Origin of the sequence: Pseudomonas sessilinigenes (genome assembly GCF_003850565.1) — a bacterium.
GTDB classification, from domain to species: domain Bacteria; phylum Pseudomonadota; class Gammaproteobacteria; order Pseudomonadales; family Pseudomonadaceae; genus Aquipseudomonas; species Aquipseudomonas sessilinigenes.
On record NZ_CP027706.1, the window covers coordinates 156,555 to 177,254 of the forward strand.

Annotated in this window: 19 protein-coding genes; 17 read left to right on the forward strand and 2 right to left on the reverse strand. The window is 64.6% G+C overall.

All coding sequences use genetic code 11. From position 1 onward, the window contains the following. The first annotated feature begins 1 nt into the window (after position 1). From C4K39_RS00715 to C4K39_RS00735, 5 genes are all read left to right on the forward strand, one after another. Positions 2–1,072 (forward strand): HlyD family secretion protein, encoded by a 1,071-nt coding sequence (locus tag C4K39_RS00715; RefSeq protein ID WP_068576269.1) that lies wholly within the window; start codon positions 2–4, stop codon positions 1,070–1,072. Continuing rightward, the gene (locus C4K39_RS00720; RefSeq protein WP_124345430.1) at positions 1,069–2,550 is read left to right on the forward strand and encodes an efflux transporter outer membrane subunit; all 1,482 of its coding nucleotides are present in this window, start codon (positions 1,069–1,071) and stop codon (positions 2,548–2,550) included. The genes C4K39_RS00715 and C4K39_RS00720 overlap by 4 nt, the downstream gene beginning before the upstream one ends. Positions 2,551–2,621: 71 nt before the next feature. After that, positions 2,622–3,131, forward strand: coding sequence for a sigma-70 family RNA polymerase sigma factor (locus tag C4K39_RS00725; protein WP_068576265.1), 510 nt, complete (start codon positions 2,622–2,624; stop codon positions 3,129–3,131). Further along, entirely contained in the window at positions 3,128–4,075 is a 948-nt protein-coding gene (locus C4K39_RS00730; RefSeq protein WP_124345431.1) for a FecR domain-containing protein, read from the forward strand. Before C4K39_RS00725 ends, C4K39_RS00730 begins: the two co-directional genes overlap by 4 nt. A gap of 94 nt (positions 4,076–4,169) precedes the next feature. Next, a complete protein-coding gene (locus C4K39_RS00735) occupies positions 4,170–6,635 on the forward strand; it encodes a TonB-dependent siderophore receptor (RefSeq protein ID WP_124345432.1) in 2,466 nt (821 codons plus the stop codon). Between the two features lie 47 nt (positions 6,636–6,682). On the opposite strand, the gene C4K39_RS00740 is transcribed toward C4K39_RS00735, so the two are convergent. Both C4K39_RS00740 and C4K39_RS00745 read right to left on the reverse strand, forming a co-directional pair. Further along, positions 6,683–7,429: a DUF3142 domain-containing protein gene (locus C4K39_RS00740; RefSeq protein WP_068576259.1), complete on the reverse strand. Its 747-nt coding sequence runs from the start codon at positions 7,427–7,429 to the stop codon at positions 6,683–6,685. Then, the gene (locus C4K39_RS00745; protein ID WP_124345433.1) at positions 7,399–9,615 is read right to left on the reverse strand and encodes a PA5441 family protein; all 2,217 of its coding nucleotides are present in this window, start codon (positions 9,613–9,615) and stop codon (positions 7,399–7,401) included. Before C4K39_RS00745 ends, C4K39_RS00740 begins: the two co-directional genes overlap by 31 nt. Positions 9,616–9,879: 264 nt before the next feature. On the opposite strand from C4K39_RS00745, the gene C4K39_RS00750 reads away from it, so the two are divergent. From C4K39_RS00750 to C4K39_RS00805, 12 genes are all read left to right on the forward strand, one after another. Then, positions 9,880–11,463 (forward strand): glycosyltransferase family 39 protein, encoded by a 1,584-nt coding sequence (locus tag C4K39_RS00750; protein ID WP_124345434.1) that lies wholly within the window; start codon positions 9,880–9,882, stop codon positions 11,461–11,463. 148 nt (positions 11,464–11,611) lie between these two features. Then, positions 11,612–12,073, forward strand: coding sequence for an aminoacyl-tRNA deacylase (locus C4K39_RS00755; protein WP_068576252.1), 462 nt, complete (start codon positions 11,612–11,614; stop codon positions 12,071–12,073). Between the two features lie 14 nt (positions 12,074–12,087). Beyond that, positions 12,088–12,336: a DUF2789 domain-containing protein gene (locus C4K39_RS00760; protein ID WP_124345435.1), complete on the forward strand. Its 249-nt coding sequence runs from the start codon at positions 12,088–12,090 to the stop codon at positions 12,334–12,336. A gap of 61 nt (positions 12,337–12,397) precedes the next feature. Then, positions 12,398–12,643, forward strand: coding sequence for a type II toxin-antitoxin system prevent-host-death family antitoxin (locus C4K39_RS00765; protein WP_085598199.1), 246 nt, complete (start codon positions 12,398–12,400; stop codon positions 12,641–12,643). Next, the gene (locus tag C4K39_RS00770) at positions 12,633–12,914 is read left to right on the forward strand and encodes a type II toxin-antitoxin system RelE family toxin (protein ID WP_124345436.1); all 282 of its coding nucleotides are present in this window, start codon (positions 12,633–12,635) and stop codon (positions 12,912–12,914) included. Before C4K39_RS00765 ends, C4K39_RS00770 begins: the two co-directional genes overlap by 11 nt. 131 nt (positions 12,915–13,045) lie before the next feature. Then, positions 13,046–13,474 carry a MarR family winged helix-turn-helix transcriptional regulator gene (locus C4K39_RS00775; RefSeq protein ID WP_068576245.1) on the forward strand — a complete coding sequence of 143 codons (429 nt, stop codon included), beginning with the start codon at positions 13,046–13,048 and terminating at the stop codon, positions 13,472–13,474. Next, positions 13,471–15,558, forward strand: coding sequence for an FUSC family protein (locus tag C4K39_RS00780; protein WP_124345437.1), 2,088 nt, complete (start codon positions 13,471–13,473; stop codon positions 15,556–15,558). Before C4K39_RS00775 ends, C4K39_RS00780 begins: the two co-directional genes overlap by 4 nt. Next, positions 15,555–15,764, forward strand: coding sequence for a DUF1656 domain-containing protein (locus C4K39_RS00785; protein ID WP_022643266.1), 210 nt, complete (start codon positions 15,555–15,557; stop codon positions 15,762–15,764). Before C4K39_RS00780 ends, C4K39_RS00785 begins: the two co-directional genes overlap by 4 nt. Further along, the gene (locus tag C4K39_RS00790) at positions 15,761–16,651 is read left to right on the forward strand and encodes an efflux RND transporter periplasmic adaptor subunit (protein WP_068576241.1); all 891 of its coding nucleotides are present in this window, start codon (positions 15,761–15,763) and stop codon (positions 16,649–16,651) included. Before C4K39_RS00785 ends, C4K39_RS00790 begins: the two co-directional genes overlap by 4 nt. Beyond that, the gene (locus tag C4K39_RS00795; protein ID WP_124345438.1) at positions 16,648–18,093 is read left to right on the forward strand and encodes an efflux transporter outer membrane subunit; all 1,446 of its coding nucleotides are present in this window, start codon (positions 16,648–16,650) and stop codon (positions 18,091–18,093) included. The genes C4K39_RS00790 and C4K39_RS00795 overlap by 4 nt, the downstream gene beginning before the upstream one ends. A gap of 90 nt (positions 18,094–18,183) precedes the next feature. Next, positions 18,184–18,819, forward strand: coding sequence for an NADH:ubiquinone oxidoreductase subunit N (locus C4K39_RS00800; protein WP_068576236.1), 636 nt, complete (start codon positions 18,184–18,186; stop codon positions 18,817–18,819). A gap of 217 nt (positions 18,820–19,036) precedes the next feature. After that, positions 19,037–20,539, forward strand: coding sequence for a YdgA family protein (locus C4K39_RS00805; RefSeq protein ID WP_068576234.1), 1,503 nt, complete (start codon positions 19,037–19,039; stop codon positions 20,537–20,539). The last annotated feature ends 161 nt before the right edge of the window (positions 20,540–20,700 follow it).

Genomic DNA, 20,700 nt, shown 5'->3' on the forward strand with positions numbered 1-20,700 from the left:
CATGACTATTGCAAGCAAAGACAAGATCGCCGTCGCGGTGGCGGCGGTAGCGGCCCTCGGCGTGCTGGCCTACCTGGTGGCGCCGGGGCTGTTCGGCCGCTCCAGCGAACAGAGCACCAACGATGCCTTCATCGCCGCCGACTACACCCTGGTGGCGCCCCGCGTGGCGGGGTTCATCAAGGAGGTGCTGGTGGAAGATAACCAGCAGGTCAAGGCCGGGCAACTGCTGGCGCTGATCGATGATCGCGACCTGCGGGCCGCGGCGCAGGCGGCGGACGCCGAGACCCTGGTGGCCAAGGCGCAGCTGCAGAACGCCCGGGCGACCCTGGACCGCCAGAGTTCGGTGATCGCCCAGGCCCAGGCCGCGGTGGTGGCCGCCCGGGCCGAGATGGATTTCGCCCAGCATGAACTCAACCGCTACAACCACCTGGCCGGGGTCGGCGCCGGCACCGTGCAGAACGCCCAGCAAGCACGTACCCGCATCGACCAGGCCAGTGCCCGGCTGGCGACGACCACCGCGGCCCTGGCGGCGGAACGCAAGCAGGTGGAGATCCTCACCGCCCAGCGCGATGCCGCCGAAGGTGGCCTGAAGCGGGCCCAGGCCGCGCTGGAAATGGCCAGCTACGAGCTGTCCTACACCCGTATCGTCGCGCCAGTCGATGGCATGGTCGGCGAGCGCGCGGTGCGGGTCGGTGCCTACGTCACCCCCGGCAGCAAGATCCTCGCCGTGGTGCCGCTGCAACAGGCCTATGTGGTGGCCAACTTCCAGGAAACCCAGCTCACCGCCATGCACGCCGGGCAGGTGGTCGAGGTGCGTGTCGACAGCCTCGGCGGCGAGACCCTGCATGGCCGTGTCGAAAGCCTGGCCCCGGCCACCGGCGTGACCTTCGCCGCAGTGAAGCCGGACAACGCCACGGGCAACTTCACCAAGGTGGTGCAGCGCATCCCGGTGAAGATCCTCCTGGAGCCCAACCAGCCCATGGCCGAGCGCCTGCGGGTGGGGATGTCGGTGGAAGCCAGCGTCGATACCCGCAGCTCCGCCACCAGTGCCCGCGAGGTGACCCAGCGATGAGTCGCCCACAAGAGCAGTCATTGGCCTGGCGTGCAGGCCTGCCGCTGCTGGCGGTGAGTTTCTTGTCGCTGGCCGCGTGCAATGTCGGCCCGGACTTCCAGCGCCCCCAGGCCACCCAGCTCCAGGCCTGGCCCGTCCCGGCCCAGGCGGCTGCCAGCCAGGCGGCGGAAGGGGCCCTGCAAGAGCGCTGGTGGGAAGCGTTCAATGATCCACAATTGTCGGCCCTGAGCCGCCGGGTACTGACCGATAACCTCGACCTGCAGTTGGCTACCAGCCGCCTGCAACAGAGCCGGGCGGCGCGCCAGGTGATCACCGCCCAGCGCTACCCCGGTACTTCGGCCAACGGTGGCTACGGGCGCAAGCGCAACAGTAGCCAGGGCCTCAACGACCCTTCCGGGCATCAGGGCAAGGCCGACTTCAACCTCTGGGAGGCCGGGTTCTCGGCCTCCTGGGAGCTGGATTTCTGGGGCCGGGTGCGGCGCGAGACCGAAGCCGCCGACGCCAACCTGGAAGTGGCCGAGAACGACCGGCGCGCAGTGCTGCTGTCGGTGCTGGCCGAAACCGCCCAGGACTATATCCAGTTGCGGGGCGTGCAGAGCACCCGGGCCGTTACCGAACAGAACCTGGAGGTCGCGCGCCACAGCCTGAAGCTTTCGCAATTGCGCCTGGCCGATGGCGTGGCCACCGACCTGGATGTGGCCGAAGCCGCGGCCCAGGTCGCCACCATCGAAGCCCGCCTGCCGGAGTTGCAACAGCGCCAGGCGCAGTTGATCAATGCCCTGAGCCTGCTCCTGGGCGAGCCACCCCAGGCCTTGCAGAAGGAGCTGGCCAGCGATGCCCCCGTACCGCAAGCGCCGGTCCGACTGGCCATCGGCCTGCCGTCGCAGTTGGCCGAGCGCCGCCCGGACATCCGCCAGGCCGAGGCGCGCCTGCATGCGGCAACGGCCAGCATCGGTGTGGCCAAGGGGGATTTCTATCCGCGCATCACCTTGTCCGGCAACTTCGGCTCCCAGGCTTTGCAACTGGCGGACTTTGGTTCCTGGAACTCCCGGCAGTACGCCATCGGCCCGCAGTTCAGCCTGCCGCTGTTCGACGGTGGTCGCTTGCGCGGCATGCTTGAGCTGCGTGAAGCCCAGCAACAGGAGGCGGGTGTGGCCTATCAGCAGACCGTACTGCGGGCCTGGCATGAGATCGACGACCAACTGACCCGCTACAACGCCAGCCAGCTGCGGCGCGACAGCCTCGCCGAGGCGGTGCGGCAGAACCAGATTGCCCTGCGTACCGCGCAGCAGCAGTACGTCGAGGGGGTGGTGGACTTCGTCAACGTCCTGACCGTGCAGGGCGCCTTGCTGGCCACCCAGGAGCAATGGGTGGAAAGCTCGGCCGGAGTGTCCCTGGCCATGGTCGGCCTGTACAAGGCACTGGGCGGTGGCTGGGAGTCGGTGTATCCACTCCAGGCGTCTGCCCCGGCCCGGTGAAAACGCGCTTTGCCTGGATGTTGCAAAAAGTGTAATGATAATTGCTCTCAATCATGTGCGCGGTTCCATTCATGGATGCAACGACTGACGGCAAAGCGCAGGTCCATCGCCTGTATCAGGATCATCACGGCTGGTTGCAGGGTTGGTTGCGCAAGCGCCTGGGCGATCGCGAGCATGCAGCCGACGTGGCGCAGGATACTTTCCTGCGCCTTTTGCTTTCCGGGCGTCTTCCAGGTCACCAGGAGGGTCGCAGCTACCTGGCGCAGATCGCGCGCAACCTGGTGATCGATCAATGGCGCCGCATGCGCATCGAGCGTGCCTACCTGGAAAGCATCGCCCACCTGCCGGAACCGCAGACACCTTCGCTGGAAAGCCGCGCGCTGATTCTTGAAACCCTGATGCAGATCGACGCCATGCTCGATCGGATGCCTGACAAGGTCCGCCAGGCCTTTGTCATGTCGCAGTTCGAAGGGCTGGGGTACGCCCAGATCGCCGAGCGCCTGGAGGTGTCCGTCAGCTCGGTGCAGAAGTACATGATCCGGGCGATCCAGGCCTGTTATCAGGTGCTCTACGAAGAATGAAGGACCAGGCACCGATCGATCCTGCGGTGGTCGAGCAGGCCAGTGAGTGGCTGATGCTGCATTGGAACGGCGAGCTCGATGCAGCGCAGCGCGAGGCCTTTGCTGCCTGGCAGCAAGCCGATTCTGAGCATCGCCGGGCCTGGCAGCGCCTGCAGCAATTGCAACGGACCCTGGGCAGCGTGCCGGAGCATAGTTCTCATGTGCTGCTGGCCCAGCCCGTGGACCACCAGCGCCGCGCGGCGCTCAAGGTGCTTGGCCTGCTATTGGTGGCCGGTGGCAGCGGTTACCTGGTGCAAGGCAGCCAGCCCTGGCGTGTGGCCTTCGCTGGACAACGTACCGCCACTGGCGAGATCCGCCACCTGACCCTGGACGATGGCAGTCTCCTGGAGCTCAACAGCGCCAGTGCCGTCGATGTCCTGTTCAGTGCCAGCGAAAGACGTATCCGCCTGGTCCAGGGAGAAATCCTGTTGACCAGCGGCCACGACCCGAGGCCGCTGATCGTCGAAACCCCCGCAGGCGACATCCAGGCCCTGGGCACGCGCTTTGCCGTCCGCGAGCTGGACGGTGGCACCCGCATCGACCTGTACGAGGGGGCGTTGCGTGTCAGCCCCAGGCACGCCCCGGCGTTGCAACTCAATGCCGGTGAACGCCTGTGGTTCCGCGCCAACCAGGTCTCGGCCAGGCAGCCGGCGCAACTCAATGCCAGCAGCTGGAGCCAGGGCCGCCTGGTGGCCGAGCGCCAACCGCTGGGGCAGTTCGTGGCCGAGCTGGCGCGGTATCGCCCGGGGATACTGCGCTGCGACGAGCAAGTGGCCGGCTTGCTGCTCACAGGTGTCTTTCCCCTGGCGGACAGCGACGAAGTGCTCGCAGCCCTGGAGCGATCGTTGCCAGTGCAGGTGCACAGGGTGACCCGCTACTGGGTGACCCTCAAGCCGCGCGCCTGAAGAAAAAAGTTGTGCTGGTGGTTGTCGATATTCTCGAGCTGTCCGGGATACCCCATGAAACCGATCAAGACGCATTCTCATGGGGAGTTCAGGAATGCCTTACCAGACCGTCGCATCCATCTTGACCCCGGGCCCTGCTGCCCGACGCCGAGCCCTCATCGCCCTGCTGGCCATCGCTCCGGTGATGCCAGGCCTGGCCCTGGCCGATAGCGCCAGCCACAGCCAGGCGCGTGATTATCAGATCGCTGCAGGCAGTCTCGACCAGGTACTGAACAGTTTTGCCAGCGCCTCGGGAATCCTCCTGTCGGTGGATGCGAGCCTGACCGCCGGCAAGCACAGTGCTGGCCTGCAGGGCCGCTACGAGGTCGCCCAGGGCTTGCAAGCGTTGCTGGCCGGGAGTGGCTTGCAGGCGGTGCAGAGCGGTTCCAGCTGGAGCCTGCAACCTTTGCCCCAGGATGGGGGGCTGCAACTGTCTCCCACGCGGGTAGGCGCTACCCAATTCGATGAGGATGCCTGGGGCGCGGTGCCGGGGCTGGTGGCCAAGCGCAGCGCCACGGGCAGCAAGACCGATTCGGCACTGGTGGAGATCCCGCAGACCATCAACGTGGTCGGCGCCAAGGAAATCAAGGTCCGCGGCGCCCACAGCGTGACCGAGGCGCTGCTGTACACGCCAGGCATGACCGGTGGCGGTTTCGCCGATCGGGTGAAAATCTTCGACGAACCCACCTCCCGGGGCTTCGCTCCTATCCCCATGTACCTGGACGGCCTGCACCTGCCCTATGGCGGTGGCAGTACCGGCGGCGCCCTGCAGATCGAGCCGTACTCCCTGGAGCGCATCGAGGTGCTCAAGGGACCGGCTTCGGTGCTGTACGGGCAGAACCAGCCAGGCGGTATCGTCAACATGGTCAGCAAGCGACCCACTGCCACGCCTCTGCATCAGTTGGTCCTGGAGGCCGGCAGCTACGACCACAAGAGCATCGCCCTGGACCTGGGCGGCCCGCTGGATGAGCAGGGGCAGTTCCTCTATCGCCTGACCGGTCTGGCCAACGACAGCCAGGCGGAAATCGACTACGTCCAGCAGCAGCGCCAGTTCATCGCTCCCAGCCTGACCTGGCGGCCTGACGACGATACCCAGCTGACGCTGTTCGCCCAGTTCCAGAAGGACAACGACGTACCCGAGGCCCAGGGCCTGCCGAGCGTCGGCACGGTGTTTCGCAACCCCAATGGCAAGATCGATCGCGACCTGTTCCTTGGCGAGCCTGGGGTCAATGCCTATGACCGCCAGCAGTATGTATTGGGCTATGAATTTTCCCATCGCTTGAACGACGTCTGGACCCTCAAGCAGAACGCTCGCTATGCCGATGTGGATGACCATTATCGTGCCCCGCTGCATGGCTACAGGTTCGTCACCAACCCCAGGACCGGGCTCGACGACCAGCGCTACAGCACCCGCTACGGAGTGGACTGGAAGCAGCACAACAAGGTCTACGGCGTGGACAGCATCGCCCAGGCCGAATTCGATACCGGGCCTTTGCGCCATACCCTGGTGATGGGCCTGGACTACTACCATTCCAACTCGAAGTTCGATGGCAAGTACGACTTCAACCCGCCGATCATCGACCTCTTCACGCCCACCTATGGGCAGTCGCTGAATTTCGCGCGTCCTTACCAGTGGGACAACACCATCATCCAGACCGGCCTGTACCTGCAGGACCAGATCAAGTACGAGAAATGGGTGCTGGTGCTGGGCGGTCGCAAGGATTGGGCTGAGACCGACAACAAGGCGCCGCTCGGTGGTAGCCATACCAATGCCAGGGACCAGGCCTTCACTGGCCGTGCCGGGTTGGTGTACCTGTTCGACAATGGCCTGGCGCCCTTTGTCAGCTACTCGGAATCCTTCCTGCCATTGAGCGGCACCGATGTGCATAACAGCGTGTTCGAACCGTCCAACGGCAAGCAGTACGAGGTGGGTATCAAGTACCAGCCGCCGGGCCAGGACAGCTTCGTGCAAGTGTCGGTCTATCAGCTGGACCAGGAGAACATGCTCAGCGTCGACCTGGCCAACCCCGGGTTCAATGTCCAGACCGGCTCGATTCGCTCCCGGGGCATCGAGTTCGAAGCCAAGGCCAGCCTCAGCGAGTCGCTGGATATCACCGCCTCGGCGTCACGCAACGACATCAAGTACACCAAGGACAATGATGGGCGCGAAGGGCGGCACCCGGCGGGCATGCCTCCTTTGACCGCCTCGCTGTGGCTCAACTACACCCTGCTCGGTGACACGCCCCTGGCGGGTCTCGGGGCGGGCGTGGGGACGCGCTACGTCAAAAGCAGCTATGGCACCGATTACGAAGGGGCGTTCCAAATTCCTTCCTACACCGTGTTCGATGCCAGCCTGTCCTATGACCTGGAGAAATCACCCCTGCAGTGGAAGGGCGTGAAGCTGGCGCTGAACGTGAAGAACGTCACCGACAAGACCTACGTGGCCAATTGCACCAGCGACTGGGACTGCTACTACGGTGAGGGGCGCACCATGGTCTCGAGCCTGACCTACGACTGGTAAAAGGCCATGAGGCCAGGCATTGGCCTCTCGACGAGGGGCCTGCTGGCTCATGGATTCTGCAGGAACACCACGTATCCCCTGAACCAGGGGCTGTCGCGCAGCGCCTGGGGCTCTTGCCAGTCGCCACCCTGGATCAGGCCGACCTTGTAGGGCAGGCCCATGCGATCCAGGCGCGGCAGATAGGAGGCATAGTTGGGAATGCTGTAGCGGCCCTGGTAAGTCTGCACCACCACCTCGTCCACCACGCCCTTGAGCTGGCTGATGGCTTGCGGGTCGCCGTTGCTGCTCCAGTCCATCAGGCCGGTGATGCTCAAGCGGTATCGCGAGGGCAGGCGCTGGCGCAGGTCGCTCAGGAAGTGCCCGTAGCGCTCCAGTTCGCCGGTGCTGCTGTCGAAGTCGATCTGCACGCCCACCACCTGGGTGCCGCTGTCTTGCCAGCGTTGCACCTGGCCGAGCAACTGGCTGTAGATCGTTTCCGGCCAGGCCAGGGTATGGGCGCGATAGACCACCCAGACCTGGTCCTGGCTCAGGCGCGACACCGGCAGGCCCTGGGCGATCAGCTCGACGCCACGTCCAGGGTGGCGCCGCGAGCGACTGACCTGGCCCTGGAGGATGTACAGGACCTTGGCCTGGGCCAATACCGGTTGAGTCCTGACCCCGCTCCATAGCCAGAAGGCATCGTGGTCGGTCGCGTCTACGGCGGCGGCTGCCGGGAATGCCCAGCACAGCCAGAGCGGCAGCAGGCAGCAGCCCAGGTAGTTCCTCACCAGTAGTAACGCAGCGACTGGGCCCATTGAGTGTCCCCCAGCTTGGTCTTCAGCTGGCGGAACCAGGCCTTGCGCACATCCGGCTCGACACCCTTGCCGCCACAACGATTGTTGCCCGAGGAGGCGTAGCAGTAGATCCCCCGGTACAGGGCGAAGGCCCGTTCATCGCGGCTGGCCTTGGGGTTGTCGATCACTTGCTGGTAGCTGTCGAGTCGCGAGTAGGTACTGCCCGGGAACTGGTCCGGGGTGCCGCCCAGCCGATCGGCCTCGGGCTTGGTATCCAGGGGCATCTGGTCGAAGTTGTTCAGCCGTATGAATTCCGCCAGGCACAACAGGCCCGACGGGGACTTGGGGTTCTTCTGCAAGGTCGCTGCGGTTTCGGCAATGCCCGGGCATGTGTAGTTGGCGCTCTCGCCCGCCTCGCCCTGGCCATTCCAGTTGAACACCTGCAGCGAAGGGCCGTCGGCGTAGATGTAGCCCAGGTAGTTGCCGATGTTGTCGTTGGACAGGACGCCCTTGCCCTGGCTCGTATCCAGGCCCTGGTTGACGCTGTGCAAGTCTTCGGTGAAGGCGGCGTACCGGCCACGGGTCAGGCTCTTGTACAGCAGGACGAAGTACGCGGTGTTGCGTTCCTCGAGCGAATCGGCCTGGCGAGCTTGCTGGCGCAGTAGCTCGGGCGAGGCCACGTGGCGCAGGAGGATGGCGCGCACCTGGGCGGACTCGATCGGCGAGTCGGCGGCGAACACCTTGGCCAGTTGGCCGCTGCGTTCGTAGGTGTAGGCCAGGGCCAGCTCCAGTTGTTCGCGTTGCAACGGTTGCTTGGCCAGGGGTAGCAGTTGCAGCCACAGCTGCGTTGCGCCCTTCCAGTCTTGCTGGGCCTGCATGGCCAGGCCGCGCAGGGTCTGTTGGCTGAAGGCCAGGTAGTCCAGTTGGGCTGGAATCTGCGTCGGCAATTGCTTGAGCGCTGTTGCTGGCTGCTGCTCGACAAACAAGATGAAGGCCGCTTGCAGATAGTCGTACAAGGCCGGTTGCTCGCTGAACAGGGCCTTGTGTTGCGTTAAGGCTTCGCGGGTCAGCCTGGACGATGGATCTTTGCGCATGTCCATCAGGTCCCGGACCGCCAGCAGCAGTGGGACCCGGATATCGGCGTCGGGATTGTCCAGCAGCTTGTAGTCGATCTCCGCCACCAGGTCGTCCTGGCGCTTGTCGTCGGAGTTGTCCGATCTCCGGGTCAGTTGCTGGCCGTAGTCATCGGCCAGGGTCCGGGTATCGCCTTGCAGCCAGTGCACACGGCGGATCAGCCCCTTGGCGGACACGGCATAGAGCCCTTGTGGATAAGTTTTCAGGTAGGCATCGAAGCCTGCCCCGGCTTGTTGCAGCGCCGACTTATCCACAAGCTTGAGGTTGACCGTGCCCCATTCGTCCAGGGCGCTCTGCTGGGCCTGGTTGAGAGCGGTGCGCGCCAGCATGTAGGTGGCCGTCTCGGCCAGCCAGGGCAGGGCGTTGTCCTTGAGGCTGGTGAAGCCCCTGGTCGCGTCATCGAAGTGACCGTCATAGAACTGGACGCTGGCCTGCAGATAGCTGGCCAGGTCGCGAGCCGGGGCAGAAGCCAGGTTTGCCGGCAGAAGGTCGGTCAGCGGGTTGGCTTCCCAGGAACAGGCTCCCAGCAGTTTGATCCGGGCCTGGGCCAGGGCCTGGCGGTCAGCGGGACTCAGTTGCGGGTTGTCCAGTTGAGCGACGAAGGCCAGGGCGCTGGCGTCCGAGTTGCTGCGGCAGCGGCTGCCTTCGCCCTCGATGAAGTTGTCTCCGGCGGTCTTCTGGTTGTCGCGGGAGATGCCCAGGGCCTGCAGCCGGCTGTTGAGCTCGGTGGCAGCGGGAGACAGGCTTGCCTTGGCGCTGTCGCCGTCGTGCTCGTCCGCCGGGTCCAGTGGCCGCAAGCGGTATGTCGGGAAGGGCACGGGGCCGAAACCCAGGCTCAGGTCATCTTTGGTCAGCGCACGGGGCACCAGCGCCAGGCTGCCCTGGTCGGCCATCAACAGGCGCAGGTTGATCCGGCTGTCGTTACCTGGGCTGAGGAAGGGCAGGTTGCTGCAGCCGTCCAGTCGGTGGGAGTAGAGCTTCCAGGTCGGTGCACAGAAGTCGTCGGAGCTGGCCTGGGCCTGGCTGGTGCAGAGAGTGGCCAGGATCAGCGATGAGAGGAGTGCGATGCGCATGAATTGTCCCTAATTCAGGAGGCCATCAGGACAAGCCTTCAGCTGTTGATGAGTGAGGTGGACGGCCCGATGCGCGGATTATATGGCGATCTGCCCGGATCTGTTGTGCGCCGATCGACAGCGTGGATGTGCGCGTAGCGAAGGCGGGTGATTTATCGACGGGCGCGCAACCATAAGTCCCGGACAAGCCGCGGGGGTTCTGGCCTACAATCAGCGCGTCATGGCTCTCGGGTGGGAGCGAAGATCTATCGGCAGAGGGTGGTGATGGGCGTACCGAGTACTGATCAAGCGGCCAAGGGACTGTATCGCCAGGCTGTCACGCATTCGCAGCCCCTGGCGCGATTGCTTCGCGAACCCTGGCTGGTGCCCCTGCTGCTGTTGGCCCTGGCCCAGCGCTTCTATGAGCTGACGGCGGCGGCGATCTGGGGCGACGAGGGTTCCAGTGTTTTGTTGGCCCAGTTCCCGTTGTCCGGCATCTGGGCGCATGCCGCCTACGATGTCCATCCGCCGCTGTATTTCGTTCTGCTGCATGGCTGGATAGGGCTGTTCGGCGACTCGATCCTGTCGATCCGCCTGATGAGTGCGTTGCCTGGGGCGCTCGCGGTATTCCTCGGGACCTGGTTGATGCACCTGGTGGCCGGTCGGCGGGCCACGCTGCTGGCCTGCCTGCTGCTGGCGCTGCTGCCGACAGCGGTGCGTTACAGCCAGGAAGTGCGCATGTATTCGCTGTTGGGCGTGTGGCTGCTGGGAGCGACCCTGGCGCTGGTCTACTGGGTGCGCGCGCCCCAGCGCCGGCGCTACCTGGCGATCTACGCCGTGCTGATGGCGGCCGGTTTCTATACCCACTACTTCACGGCGTTCTGCGTGGTCTCGCACTGGCTCTACCTGGCCCTGGCCCGGCCCCAGGATGAATCGGCGCGGCATTTCCTGCGGCGCCGGAGCTGGTGGTGGGCCAACGTCGCCATCGTGCTGCTGTTCCTGCCCTGGCTGCCGGGGCTGGTGGACCTGGTGTTGCATATGGAGGCGTTGAAGGCGGGTGGTGATGTCGGCTGGGAGCCGCCGGTCACCCTGCGCTCATTGCCTTCGATGATCTGGCAACTGCTGGCCCAGGACGATGGTGAAGGCATGCCCGGCTGGTTGTTCGTCAGCCTGCCGGTGTTGCTGACGGTGGTGCTGGCGTACCTGGCCTGGACCGACCGCAGCCGCTCCCGCCTGCCGACCTTGCTGGTGGTCTATAGCGTCGTGCCGCTGCTGTTGGTGTTCGCGGTGTCGTTCATTTCCCCGGTGTTCATCGAGCGCTACCTGACGGTGCCTGCGCTCGGGCTGCCATTGTGCCTGGCCCTGGCCATCGACTGGCTGGCGCAGCGCTCCAAGGGCCTGGCCGTGGCCTTGTTGCTGGTGGTGCTGGCGGTGTTCGGGGTGGGCTTGAAGAACAACTACACCGTGGACGCCGACGACCAGTTCGACAACATGGTCGAGTACATGAACCACCACACCCTGGACGGTGACCAGGTGGTGCTGGGGGACATGTTCTGGTACCTGACCTGGGGCTACTACGACCGCAGCCATACCGCGCCCCGGCTGTACACGCCGCCGACAGCGGCTGGTGTGTCGACCCGCCCCAACCGCTACGGCTTTGGCACCTTGATCGATGAGAATGCCGGGGTCTACCTCGACCGCCTGGAGGACTTGCCCCTTGGTAACGGTCGGGTCTGGCTGGTAATGAGCCGGGTCGATCCGGATGAGTTCCCGTCGATTCCCGGTCATTGGCGAAAGCTCGACCAGCATGCCGGTGGCGATACCCAGGCGGTCCTGTACGAGACCTGCGGCGCTTGCCCGGGGCGCTGACCGAGTGCGCGCGGCAGGCTGTGGATAAGTCGATGCCGGGCCAGGAGCCACCGTTTGGAAGTTTGTCCGGCAGCTGTCGGTACCCGGCCTAGACTTGCACCTGGGAGTCACAGTCCTGTCCCCGGGGACCGGGGTAACGAGGTGCATCATGCGTATGGCGAGAACCGTGCAACACAGTCTGGAACAAGCCCATTGCCAGTTCGATCTGGTAACCCATCCCCACTCGGCCAGCAGCCTGGAAACGGCACGGGTGGCGGGGGTGCCGGCGGAGCGCCTGGCCAAGTCGGTGATCCTCGACGACCAGCACGGCCGCTACCTGATGGCGGTGCTGCCGGCCAGCCGCCACCTGGACCTGGGCAAGGTACGCGGCAGCGAGCAGTGGCGGGTCACCCGGGAAAGCACCCTGGCGTATCTGTTCAACGACTGCGAGCGTGGAGCGGTGCCGGCCCTGGGCGAGTCCTACGGGCTGGACGTGGTCATCGACCCATTGCTGACCCGGCAGAAGGACATCTACCTGGAGGCCGGCAACCACCACAGCCTGGTGCACATGAGCATGGCCGAGTACCTGCGCATGGTGCCCAATGCCGAGGTTTGCGAAGTCTGTCACTGATCAGGAGTTGTCCCATGGAATCACCGACCCACACCCTGCCAGCGCTGTTCAAGCAACTGGGGCTGGCCGATGACCCGGTGAGCATCGAGCGTTTCATCGCCTCCCATTCCCCGCTGAAACCGGAACTGCACCTGGCGGATGCGTTTTTCTGGAGCAAGAGCCAGGCGGATTTCTTGCGCGATGAAATCCTCGACGATGCCGACTGGGCCGAGGTGGTGGACCAACTGGATGTGTTGTTGAGGAAGGGGCGGGGAGGAGGATGAGCTGTGGTTGTTGGGAGCGATAATTTAGACCAGAATCATGACCTGAATTGAGGTCATGAAAATGCAAAGTATCCTGGCTGACAAAGCCGTCAGCGTATCTGAGTTGAAGAAGAATCCTTCAGCGGTATTGAACGGCGCTCAAGGTGGCCCGGTGGCTGTGTTGAACCACAACCGGGTCATGGGCTACATGATTCCTGCCGAAGTTTTCGAAGCGTTGATGGAGCGTTTGGACGATCTGGAACTGGCCGAGATCGTTCGGGCGCGTAGTCAGGAGACTCCCGTCCCGGTCAGTCTGGATGACTTATAAACTCGAGTTCCTGCCTTCGGCGCTCAAGGAGTGGAACAAGCTGGGCCATACGCTTCGCGAGCAATTCAAGAAGAAGCTCGCGCAACGGCTGCAAATGCCCCAAGTCCCAGCAGATGCCCTGTACGGTTTACCCGACTGCTACAAGATTAAGCTCAAGGCCTCGGGTTATCGGCTGGTCTATAAGGTTATCGAGCAGCGCGTTGTGGTGGCTGTTGTCGCGGTCGGTAAGCGCGAGCGCGGGGCTGTGTACGAGCAAGCCAGGAAGCGTTGAAGCACATTCGGAACGTGACCCGGATATTTGTTACAAAACTTGACTGAAATTATCCGCCGATGTCATATTGATAGTTAGCAAACTATCAGTGTGCGAACAGTCTTGTGTCCAATTCCCTTGAATCTCTTCACATGAACATCAGCAGTGGCATGGTGGTCGCGGCGCGGCATTGGCGTCGGATCTGCCAGAACACCCTGATCAACTTCGGGGTCTCCGAAGCCTGCGCAGTGCCCCTGTTGATGATCGGGCGGCTGGGTGAGGGTGTACGCCAGGTGGCCGTGGCCCATGCGGCCGGAATGGAGAGCCCGTCCCTGGTGCGCCTGCTGGACCAGCTGTGCCATGCCGGTTATGTGCGTCGCAGCGAGGACCCCCATGACCGCCGGGCCAAATGCCTGAGCCTGACCGACAGCGGTCGCGAGCTGGTGCAGGCAGTGGAGGGCGAACTGGTGCGCCTGCGTCACGAAGTCCTGGCGGGCATCAGTGCCCAGGACCTGGAAGCGGCCTTGCGGGTGATCCAGGCCTTCGAGTCCGCCAACCACGCGCCGGTGCAGCCATCTTGAAAGGCTTTTTCACCGGCGTGCCTCCTGCGCGAGACTGGTTCTACGGCGTGCGCACCTTCGCCGCATCGATGATCGCCCTGTACATCGCGATGCTGATGCAGATGCCCCGTCCGTATTGGGCCATGGCCACGGTGTACATCGTCTCCAGCCCGTTCGTCGGCCCTACCAGTTCCAAGGCGCTGTACCGCGCCATCGGTACCTTCCTCGGCGCCTCGGCCGCGGTGCTGTTGGTGCCGATGTTCGTGCAGAGCCCCTACCTGCTGGTGGTGATCATCGCCCTGTGGACCGGCATCCTGCTGTTCCTGTCCATGCACCTGCGCACGGCCAACAACTACGCGCTGATGCTGGCCGGCTACACCTTGCCGATGATCGCCCTGCCAGTGGTGGACAACCCCCTGGCCGTGTGGGACGTGGCGCAAGCGCGAACCGAGGAAATCTTCCTCGGCATCATCTGCGCTGCAGTGGTCGGCAGCCTGTTCTGGCCCCGGCGCCTGGCCCCGGTATTCGTCGGGTCGGCGGGCAAGTGGTTCGCCGATGCCGCGACCTACAGCCGGCGCTTCCTCACCCGCAATGTGCAGCCTGAAGAGGTCAGTGCCCTGCGCGCCTCGATGGTGGCGACCTTCAACACCCTGGAAATGATGATCGGCCAGTTGCCCCACGAAGGCGCGCGGCCGCAGACGGTGCGCAACACCAAGGAACTGCGTGGGCGAATGATCCACCTGCTGCCGGTGGTGGACGCCCTGGACGACGCCTTGTCTGCCCTGGAGCGTCGGGCGCCGGAGCTGGCCGAACGCTTCGCGCCCTTGCTGGCCAAGGCCGACGAGTGGCTGGAAAGTATCGCCCAGGATGCCTCGACGCAGCGCTGGCAGGCCCTGCGCAGCGAGCTCGAAGCCCTGCAGCCCGATGCCCAGGCCCTGGACGATCGGAGCCAGTTGTTGTTTTCCAATACCCTGTACCGCCTGGGCGAGTGGATCGACCTGTGGCAGGACTGCCGTAGCCTGCAGCACGCCATCCAGTGCGAAAGCCAGGACACCTGGCGCGCGGTCTACCGCCATTGGCGCCTGGGCCGGCTGACGCCGTTCCTCGATCGTGGGCTGATGCTCTATTCGGCGGGCTCCACGGTGCTGGCGATTATCGTCGCCTCGGTGCTGTGGATTCTCCTGGGCTGGACCGACGGCGGCAGCGCGGTGATCCTGGCGGCGGTGGCTTGCAGCTTTTTCGCCGCCATGGACGACCCGGCGCCGCAGATCTACCGGTTCTTCTTCTGGACCGCGCTATCAGTGCTGTTCGCCAGCCTCTACCTGTTCCTGATCCTGCCCAACCTGCACGATTTCGCCATGCTGGTGCTGGTGTTCGCCGTGCCCTTCATCTGCGTCGGCACCCTGACCGTGCAGCCCAGGTTCTACCTGGGCATGCTCCTGACCATCGTCAACACCGCGTCCTTCATCAGTATCCAGGGTGCCTACGACGCCGACTTCCTGAACTTTTCCAACTCCAACCTGGCAGGCCCCATCGGCTTGCTGTTCGCCTTTATCTGGACCCTGGTCGCCCGGCCGTTCGGTTCGGAGCTGGCGGCCAAGCGCCTGACCCGCTTCAGCTGGCGCGACATCGTCAGCCTTTCGGAGCCGGCGACCCTGGCCGAGCACCGGCACATGGGCGCGCAAATGCTCGACCGGCTGATGCAGCACCTGCCGCGCCTGGCCATGACCGGCCAGGACACCGGCGTCGCCCTGCGCGAATTGCGGGTGGCACTCAACGTGCTGGATCTGCTGGCCTATGCGCCCCGGGTCCAGGGTGTGGCCCAGGGCCTGTTGCGCCAGGTGGTGGCCGAGGTGGGCGAGTACTTCAAGGCCTGCCTCAAGGCCGGTGAGCGCCTCGAGGCGCCGAGCCCCTTGCTGATGACCCTGGATCGCACCCGCCGGGCCCTGGACAGCCAACGCCTGCAAGGCGACGACGAAACCCGCCGGCACCTGCTGCACGCCCTCAGTGGCCTGCGCCTGGCGCTGTTGCCGGGCGTGGAGTTCGTGGCCTCGGGCGAACATGAAGCCCCCCTTCCCCCTGGCATCGATGGAGCGCCCCTATGATCGGTGATCTGGATATCAGCGGGGTGTTCCTGCCCACGCTGCTGGTGCTGATGGGCATCACCTATGGCGTGTACCTGCTGGTGCACGGATTGCTGACACGCCTGCATTTCTATCGCCTGGTCTGGCACCGGGCACTGTTCAACGTGGGTCTCTACGCCTTGTTGCTAGGCGTCGTCGACTCTCTCAGCCGATACCTGATGACATGAAAAAACCTTTATTGACCATCGGTCGTGTGGTCCTGACGTTATTGGTGGTGACCTTCGCGGTCGTGGTGGTCTGGCGCATGGTGATGTACTACATGTTCGCGCCCTGGACCCGGGACGGGCATATCCGTGCCGATATCGTGCAGATCGCTCCGGATGTCTCCGGGCTGATCCAGCAGGTAGAGGTCAAGGACAACCAGTTGGTCAAGCGTGGTCAGGTGCTGTTCAGCATCGACCAGGACCGCTTCCACCTGGCCCTGCGCCAGGCCCGGGCGAACCTGGCCGACCGCCAGGAAACCCTGGCCCAGGCCCAGCGCGAGGCCAAGCGCAACCGCGGCCTGGGCAACCTGGTGCCGCGCGAGCAACTGGAAGAGAGCCAGTCCCGCGAGGCCCGGGCGCAGTCGGCCCTGGCCGAGGCCCAGGTGGCGGTGGACAGTGCCCAGCTCAACCTCGACCGCTCGGTGGTGCGCAGCCCGGTGGACGGCTACGTCAACGACCGTGCGCCACGGCCCCAGGAATTCGTCACTGCCGGGCGCCCGGTGCTGTCGGTGGTGGACAGCAACTCCTTCCATATCGACGGCTACTTCGAAGAAACCAAGCTCGACGGCATCCATATCGGCCAGGCCGTGGATATCCGCGTGGTGGGCGACCGTGCGCGCCTGCGCGGGCATGTGGAGAGCATCGTCGCCGGGATCGAGGACCGTGACCGCAGCAGCGGCAGTAACCTGCTGCCCAACGTCAACCCGGCTTTCAGCTGGGTACGCCTGGCCCAGCGGATCCCGGTGCGCATCGCCTTCGACGATGTGCCGGCGGACTTTCGCATGATCGCCGGGCGCACCGCCACGGTGTCGATCATCGACGACCAGGCCAAGCAGGAGCCCGGGCAATGAACCACGGCGCACGTTTGGCCCTGCTCGGGCTTGGCTTGCTGCTTTCGGCCTGCCAGGTCGGGCCGGATTACCAGTTGCCCAAGGATGCGGCGCTGCAACGCCCGGACCTGCAAGGCGAGTTGGCAGGCAAGGGGGCCAATGTGGTCTCGGCCCCGGTGCCCGGCGATTGGTGGCGCCTGTACCGCGACCCGCGCCTGGACCAGTTGGTGCAGCAGGCCCTGGCTTCCAGCACCGATTTGCGCGTAGCGGCGGCCAACCTGGCCCGGGCCCGGGCCCAGGTGGATGAAGCCCAGGCCGCCGGTGGCTGGGGCGGTGGGGTCAAGGCCGGGGTCGAGCGCTTGCAGGAGTCCGGCGAGGCCTTCCTGCTGCCGGAGAAAGTGCCGGTGGCCAACGTCGGCAACCTGTCCATCAGCACCTCCTACCAGTTCGACCTGTTCGGCACCCTGCAGCGCGGCATCGAGGCGGCCAAGGCCAATGCCGATGCGACCCAGGCCGCAGCGGACATCGCCCGCATCACCCTGGTGGCGGATGTGGTGCGGGCCTACACCCAGGTCTGCGCGGCCAACGAAGAACGGGAAATCGCCGAGCACTCCCTGGACCTGCAAGCCCAGAGCACCGAGTTGACCCAGCGCCTGCGCGATGCCGGGCGTGGCGACGAAACCCAGGTCACCCGCTCCCAGACCCAGTTCAAGTCCTTGCGGGCCGAGTTGCCGCGCTACGAAGCGGCACGCCAGTCGGGGCTGTTCCGCCTGTCGATGCTGCTGGCCAGGCCGGTGGACCAATTGCCCGCCGGCACCGCCAGTTGCGCCGAGCTGCCGCATATCGCCCAGCTGCTGCCGGTGGGCGACGGTGCCGCGCTGCTCAAGCGACGTCCCGACGTGCGCCAGGCCGAGCGCCACCTGGCGGCCGCCACCGCACAAATTGGGGTAGCCACCGGGGCCCTGTACCCGGACATCAGCATCGGCGCCACCATTGGTACCGTGGGCATTCTCGATAACCTGGGCAAGGCTTCCACCAACCGCTGGGGCTTCGGCCCGGTGATCAGCTGGACGGTACCGGCCAATGGCGCCCGTGAGCGTATCCATGAAGCCGAGGCGACGAGCCAGGCGGCCCTGGCGCATTTTGACGGAGTAGTGCTCAACGCCATCCGCGAAACCCAGACCGGCCTGGCCCAGTACAGCGCCCAGCTGCAACGCCGTGACGCCCTGGCCGATGCCGAGCAATCGGCACAGGTGGCGGCGGACCAGACCCACCGCTTCTTCCAGGCCGGACGGGCGTCGTTCCTCGCCGACTTGCAGGCCACTCGTACCTACACCGACATGCGCGCCCAGCTGGCGGCGGCCAACACCCAGGTAGCGATGAGCCAGATCGACTTGTTCCTGGCCCTGGGCGGCGGTTGGGAAAGCGGACGAACGCAAGCTCCGCCAGCCACGAAACCCTGAGGCCGTTGCTATGCTTTGATCAGTTGGCAAGACGCCGAGTGCCGGGCGCCTTGCCATGATCAAAGCGTGATGGCCATGGGGATTCCAATAATGAAAAACCCTTATGCTCCGGGCTTCTGGTGCGCGCTCTGCGCCCTGATACTGCTGTCTGCCACCTACTTCTACGGGGTCATGCTGGCCCACCAGATCGACAAGGCCATGGTGTTTCTCGACAGCGCCAGCGCCTTGATCGCGGTGATGGCCATCGGCGTGGTGGCGTGGTCCTCGTTCCAGGGCCAGAAAATCAAGAAGAGGCAGCTCGAGCAGAGCAAGACCCTGGTGGCCATCTGGGACACCAAGGTGGCCCTGCGCCGGGTCGAGACCGTCTTTGACCGGTACTTCTGGGGCAGCTACTGGCAGCCCGGTCGGACCTTCGCCGAGGTCATGGGCGAACTCACCGGCACCCCGCTGGAAAAAAGCCTGGAGGCGCTGAAGGCGCAGTGCATGCGGCTCGACAAGCAAGCCGACGACGGCCACCACTGGCTGAGCAATGCCCGGGAGCTGTCGGATGTCGCCACAGCCATGGCCCGCGAGCGCTACCAACTGGATTTCTGCGACCCCCGCGGCGAGTCCCGAGGCAACAGCGCGGTGATCGATCGCGACTTCGAAGTGCTGGTCTACACCTGGAGCGCCCGGCTCAAGAGCTTCGACCATCAACTCGATGCCCTCGAGCTCGAATTTTCCTAACGACAGGCGGCAAGCCACAAGCCACAAGCCAGCAGGCCCCTGCCTTTCGCTTTTGCTTGGAGCTTGCGGCTTGGCGCTTGCAGCTGCGCCACTGTTGCACTGCGCCCCATTGCCAATGCTAATCTGCGCCGGTTTCACGCGGAGTCGAGCCGCGACCCGTCATGGGTTCAGGGAAGACCAGCACACTTTCAAACTATGGATATCGATCGGGTCAAACATGAATAAATCAGCAGGCGTACTGTTAGGAATCGTCGTCGCAGTGGGTGCAATCAGTGCCGGCGGCGCCTGGTACACCGGCACCAAGCTGGAAGGGGTTCTGCAGCAGCAGATCGTCGAGAGCAACAAGGAGCTGCAGGCAGCGCTGATCGGCTACGACGCCACGGCGACCCTGGAGCTGGTGTCCCTGGAGCGCGGTGTGTTCAGCAGCAACGCCCGCTATCGCTTGAAGGGCCAGGGCGAGGTGTTCCACGGTGACCTGGAACTGCTGATCGCCGACCACATCGAGCACGGCCCGCTGCCGTTCTCGCGCCTGGTTCGCTTCAAGTGGCTACCCGTCATGGCTTCCAGTCATTACGAACTGGTGAACAACTCCCAGACCGACAAATGGTTTGCGGCCACCAAGGGCGCTGCACCGTTCAGCGGCGTGGTCAATGTCGGCTATGACCTGTCCGCCGAGGGCACCCTGGATTTCGCTCCGATGGAACTGGCCCTGGATGAGCTGAACAACCTCAAGTTCTCTGGCCTGAACGCCACCTTCAGCGTCAGCGAGAATCGCCGCAAGGCCAAGGTCGACGGCTATATGGACAGCCTGGACCTGTTCCTCAGCTCGCCGGACAAAGCCCCGCTCAAGATGGAAATCAAAGGCTTGACCCTTGCCAGCAACCTGCAAAAGAGCAGCTTCGACTACTACCTGGGCCAGAACACCCTGGAGCTCAGCGGCCTGAAGGCTACCTTCGGCGACAAGCAGTCGGTACTGACCCTGAAGAACTTCGAACAGAAGACATCCAGTGAAGAAACCGGCAGCAGCGTGGCCGGTCGCGCGGATTACCGCGTGGGCGAGATTGTCTTCGATGGCAAGGCCGTGGGTTCCGCCGAGATGCTCTGGAGCATGAAGGACCTGGACAGCCAGGGCATGCTGGAGCTGGTCCAGGTCTATCAGAACGTCTTGCAGCCGTACCAAAAAACTGCCGCCGAGGCCTCGGCCAAGGGCGAAGAGGCACCTGAGCTGCAAATGAGCGAAGCCGAGGAGGCCAAGGTCCGTGCGGCCGTGAACAAGGTCCTGGCCGCCAAGCCACAGATCGCCCTGGAAAGCCTGGCACTCAAGACCGGCAACGGCGAAAGCCGCTTCAGCCTGGGCCTGAACCTGGCCAAGCCGCAGAGCCTGGAGCTGCCCACCGCAGAATTGGGCAAGCAACTGATCAGCCAGCTCGACGCCAAGCTGTCGCTGTCCAAGCCGATGGTGGCGGACCTGGCCGCATTGCAGGCCCAGGCCGAAGGCATGACCGACGCCAAGCAGATCGCCGAACAGGGCGCGGCCACCGCCGAAATGCTCAGCGCCATGGCCGTGGCCACCCAACTGGCGAAGCTGGAAGGCAACAACGTGGTTTCGGCGCTGCACTACGCCAACAACGAAGTGAACTTCAACGGCCAGAAGATGACGGTCGAGCAGTTCATTGGCTTCGTCATGAGCAAGGTGGCCGGCGCCGGCGCACAGCAATAAGCGACCGCCGCCCGATCGCCACTGGTGATCGGCTGCACCACCCTCGACGCCCGGTGCCGTGGATGCCACAGCCCGGGCGTCGTGCTGTCCAAGGCCCCGGTGCACGGGGCTTTGGGGACGCTCTGCCAATCTGATTCTGAATAATTATTGCGTTGCAATTT

What these genes read in the sequence shown, in the direction of transcription:
- C4K39_RS00715 (WP_068576269.1), top strand. Translation starts at nt 2, where the DNA reads ATGACTATTGCAAGCAAAGACAAGATCGCCGTCGCGGTGGCGGCGGTA.
- C4K39_RS00720 (WP_124345430.1), top strand. Translation starts at nt 1,069, where the DNA reads ATGAGTCGCCCACAAGAGCAGTCATTGGCCTGGCGTGCAGGCCTGCCG.
- C4K39_RS00725 (WP_068576265.1), top strand. Translation starts at nt 2,622, where the DNA reads ATGGATGCAACGACTGACGGCAAAGCGCAGGTCCATCGCCTGTATCAG.
- C4K39_RS00730 (WP_124345431.1), top strand. Translation starts at nt 3,128, where the DNA reads ATGAAGGACCAGGCACCGATCGATCCTGCGGTGGTCGAGCAGGCCAGT.
- C4K39_RS00735 (WP_124345432.1), top strand. Translation starts at nt 4,170, where the DNA reads ATGCCTTACCAGACCGTCGCATCCATCTTGACCCCGGGCCCTGCTGCC.
- C4K39_RS00740 (WP_068576259.1), bottom strand. Translation starts at nt 7,429, where the DNA reads ATGGGCCCAGTCGCTGCGTTACTACTGGTGAGGAACTACCTGGGCTGC.
- C4K39_RS00745 (WP_124345433.1), bottom strand. Translation starts at nt 9,615, where the DNA reads ATGCGCATCGCACTCCTCTCATCGCTGATCCTGGCCACTCTCTGCACC.
- C4K39_RS00750 (WP_124345434.1), top strand. Translation starts at nt 9,880, where the DNA reads ATGGGCGTACCGAGTACTGATCAAGCGGCCAAGGGACTGTATCGCCAG.
- C4K39_RS00755 (WP_068576252.1), top strand. Translation starts at nt 11,612, where the DNA reads ATGCGTATGGCGAGAACCGTGCAACACAGTCTGGAACAAGCCCATTGC.
- C4K39_RS00760 (WP_124345435.1), top strand. Translation starts at nt 12,088, where the DNA reads ATGGAATCACCGACCCACACCCTGCCAGCGCTGTTCAAGCAACTGGGG.
- C4K39_RS00765 (WP_085598199.1), top strand. Translation starts at nt 12,398, where the DNA reads ATGCAAAGTATCCTGGCTGACAAAGCCGTCAGCGTATCTGAGTTGAAG.
- C4K39_RS00770 (WP_124345436.1), top strand. Translation starts at nt 12,633, where the DNA reads ATGACTTATAAACTCGAGTTCCTGCCTTCGGCGCTCAAGGAGTGGAAC.
- C4K39_RS00775 (WP_068576245.1), top strand. Translation starts at nt 13,046, where the DNA reads ATGAACATCAGCAGTGGCATGGTGGTCGCGGCGCGGCATTGGCGTCGG.
- C4K39_RS00785 (WP_022643266.1), top strand. Translation starts at nt 15,555, where the DNA reads ATGATCGGTGATCTGGATATCAGCGGGGTGTTCCTGCCCACGCTGCTG.
- C4K39_RS00790 (WP_068576241.1), top strand. Translation starts at nt 15,761, where the DNA reads ATGAAAAAACCTTTATTGACCATCGGTCGTGTGGTCCTGACGTTATTG.
- C4K39_RS00795 (WP_124345438.1), top strand. Translation starts at nt 16,648, where the DNA reads ATGAACCACGGCGCACGTTTGGCCCTGCTCGGGCTTGGCTTGCTGCTT.
- C4K39_RS00800 (WP_068576236.1), top strand. Translation starts at nt 18,184, where the DNA reads ATGAAAAACCCTTATGCTCCGGGCTTCTGGTGCGCGCTCTGCGCCCTG.
- C4K39_RS00805 (WP_068576234.1), top strand. Translation starts at nt 19,037, where the DNA reads ATGAATAAATCAGCAGGCGTACTGTTAGGAATCGTCGTCGCAGTGGGT.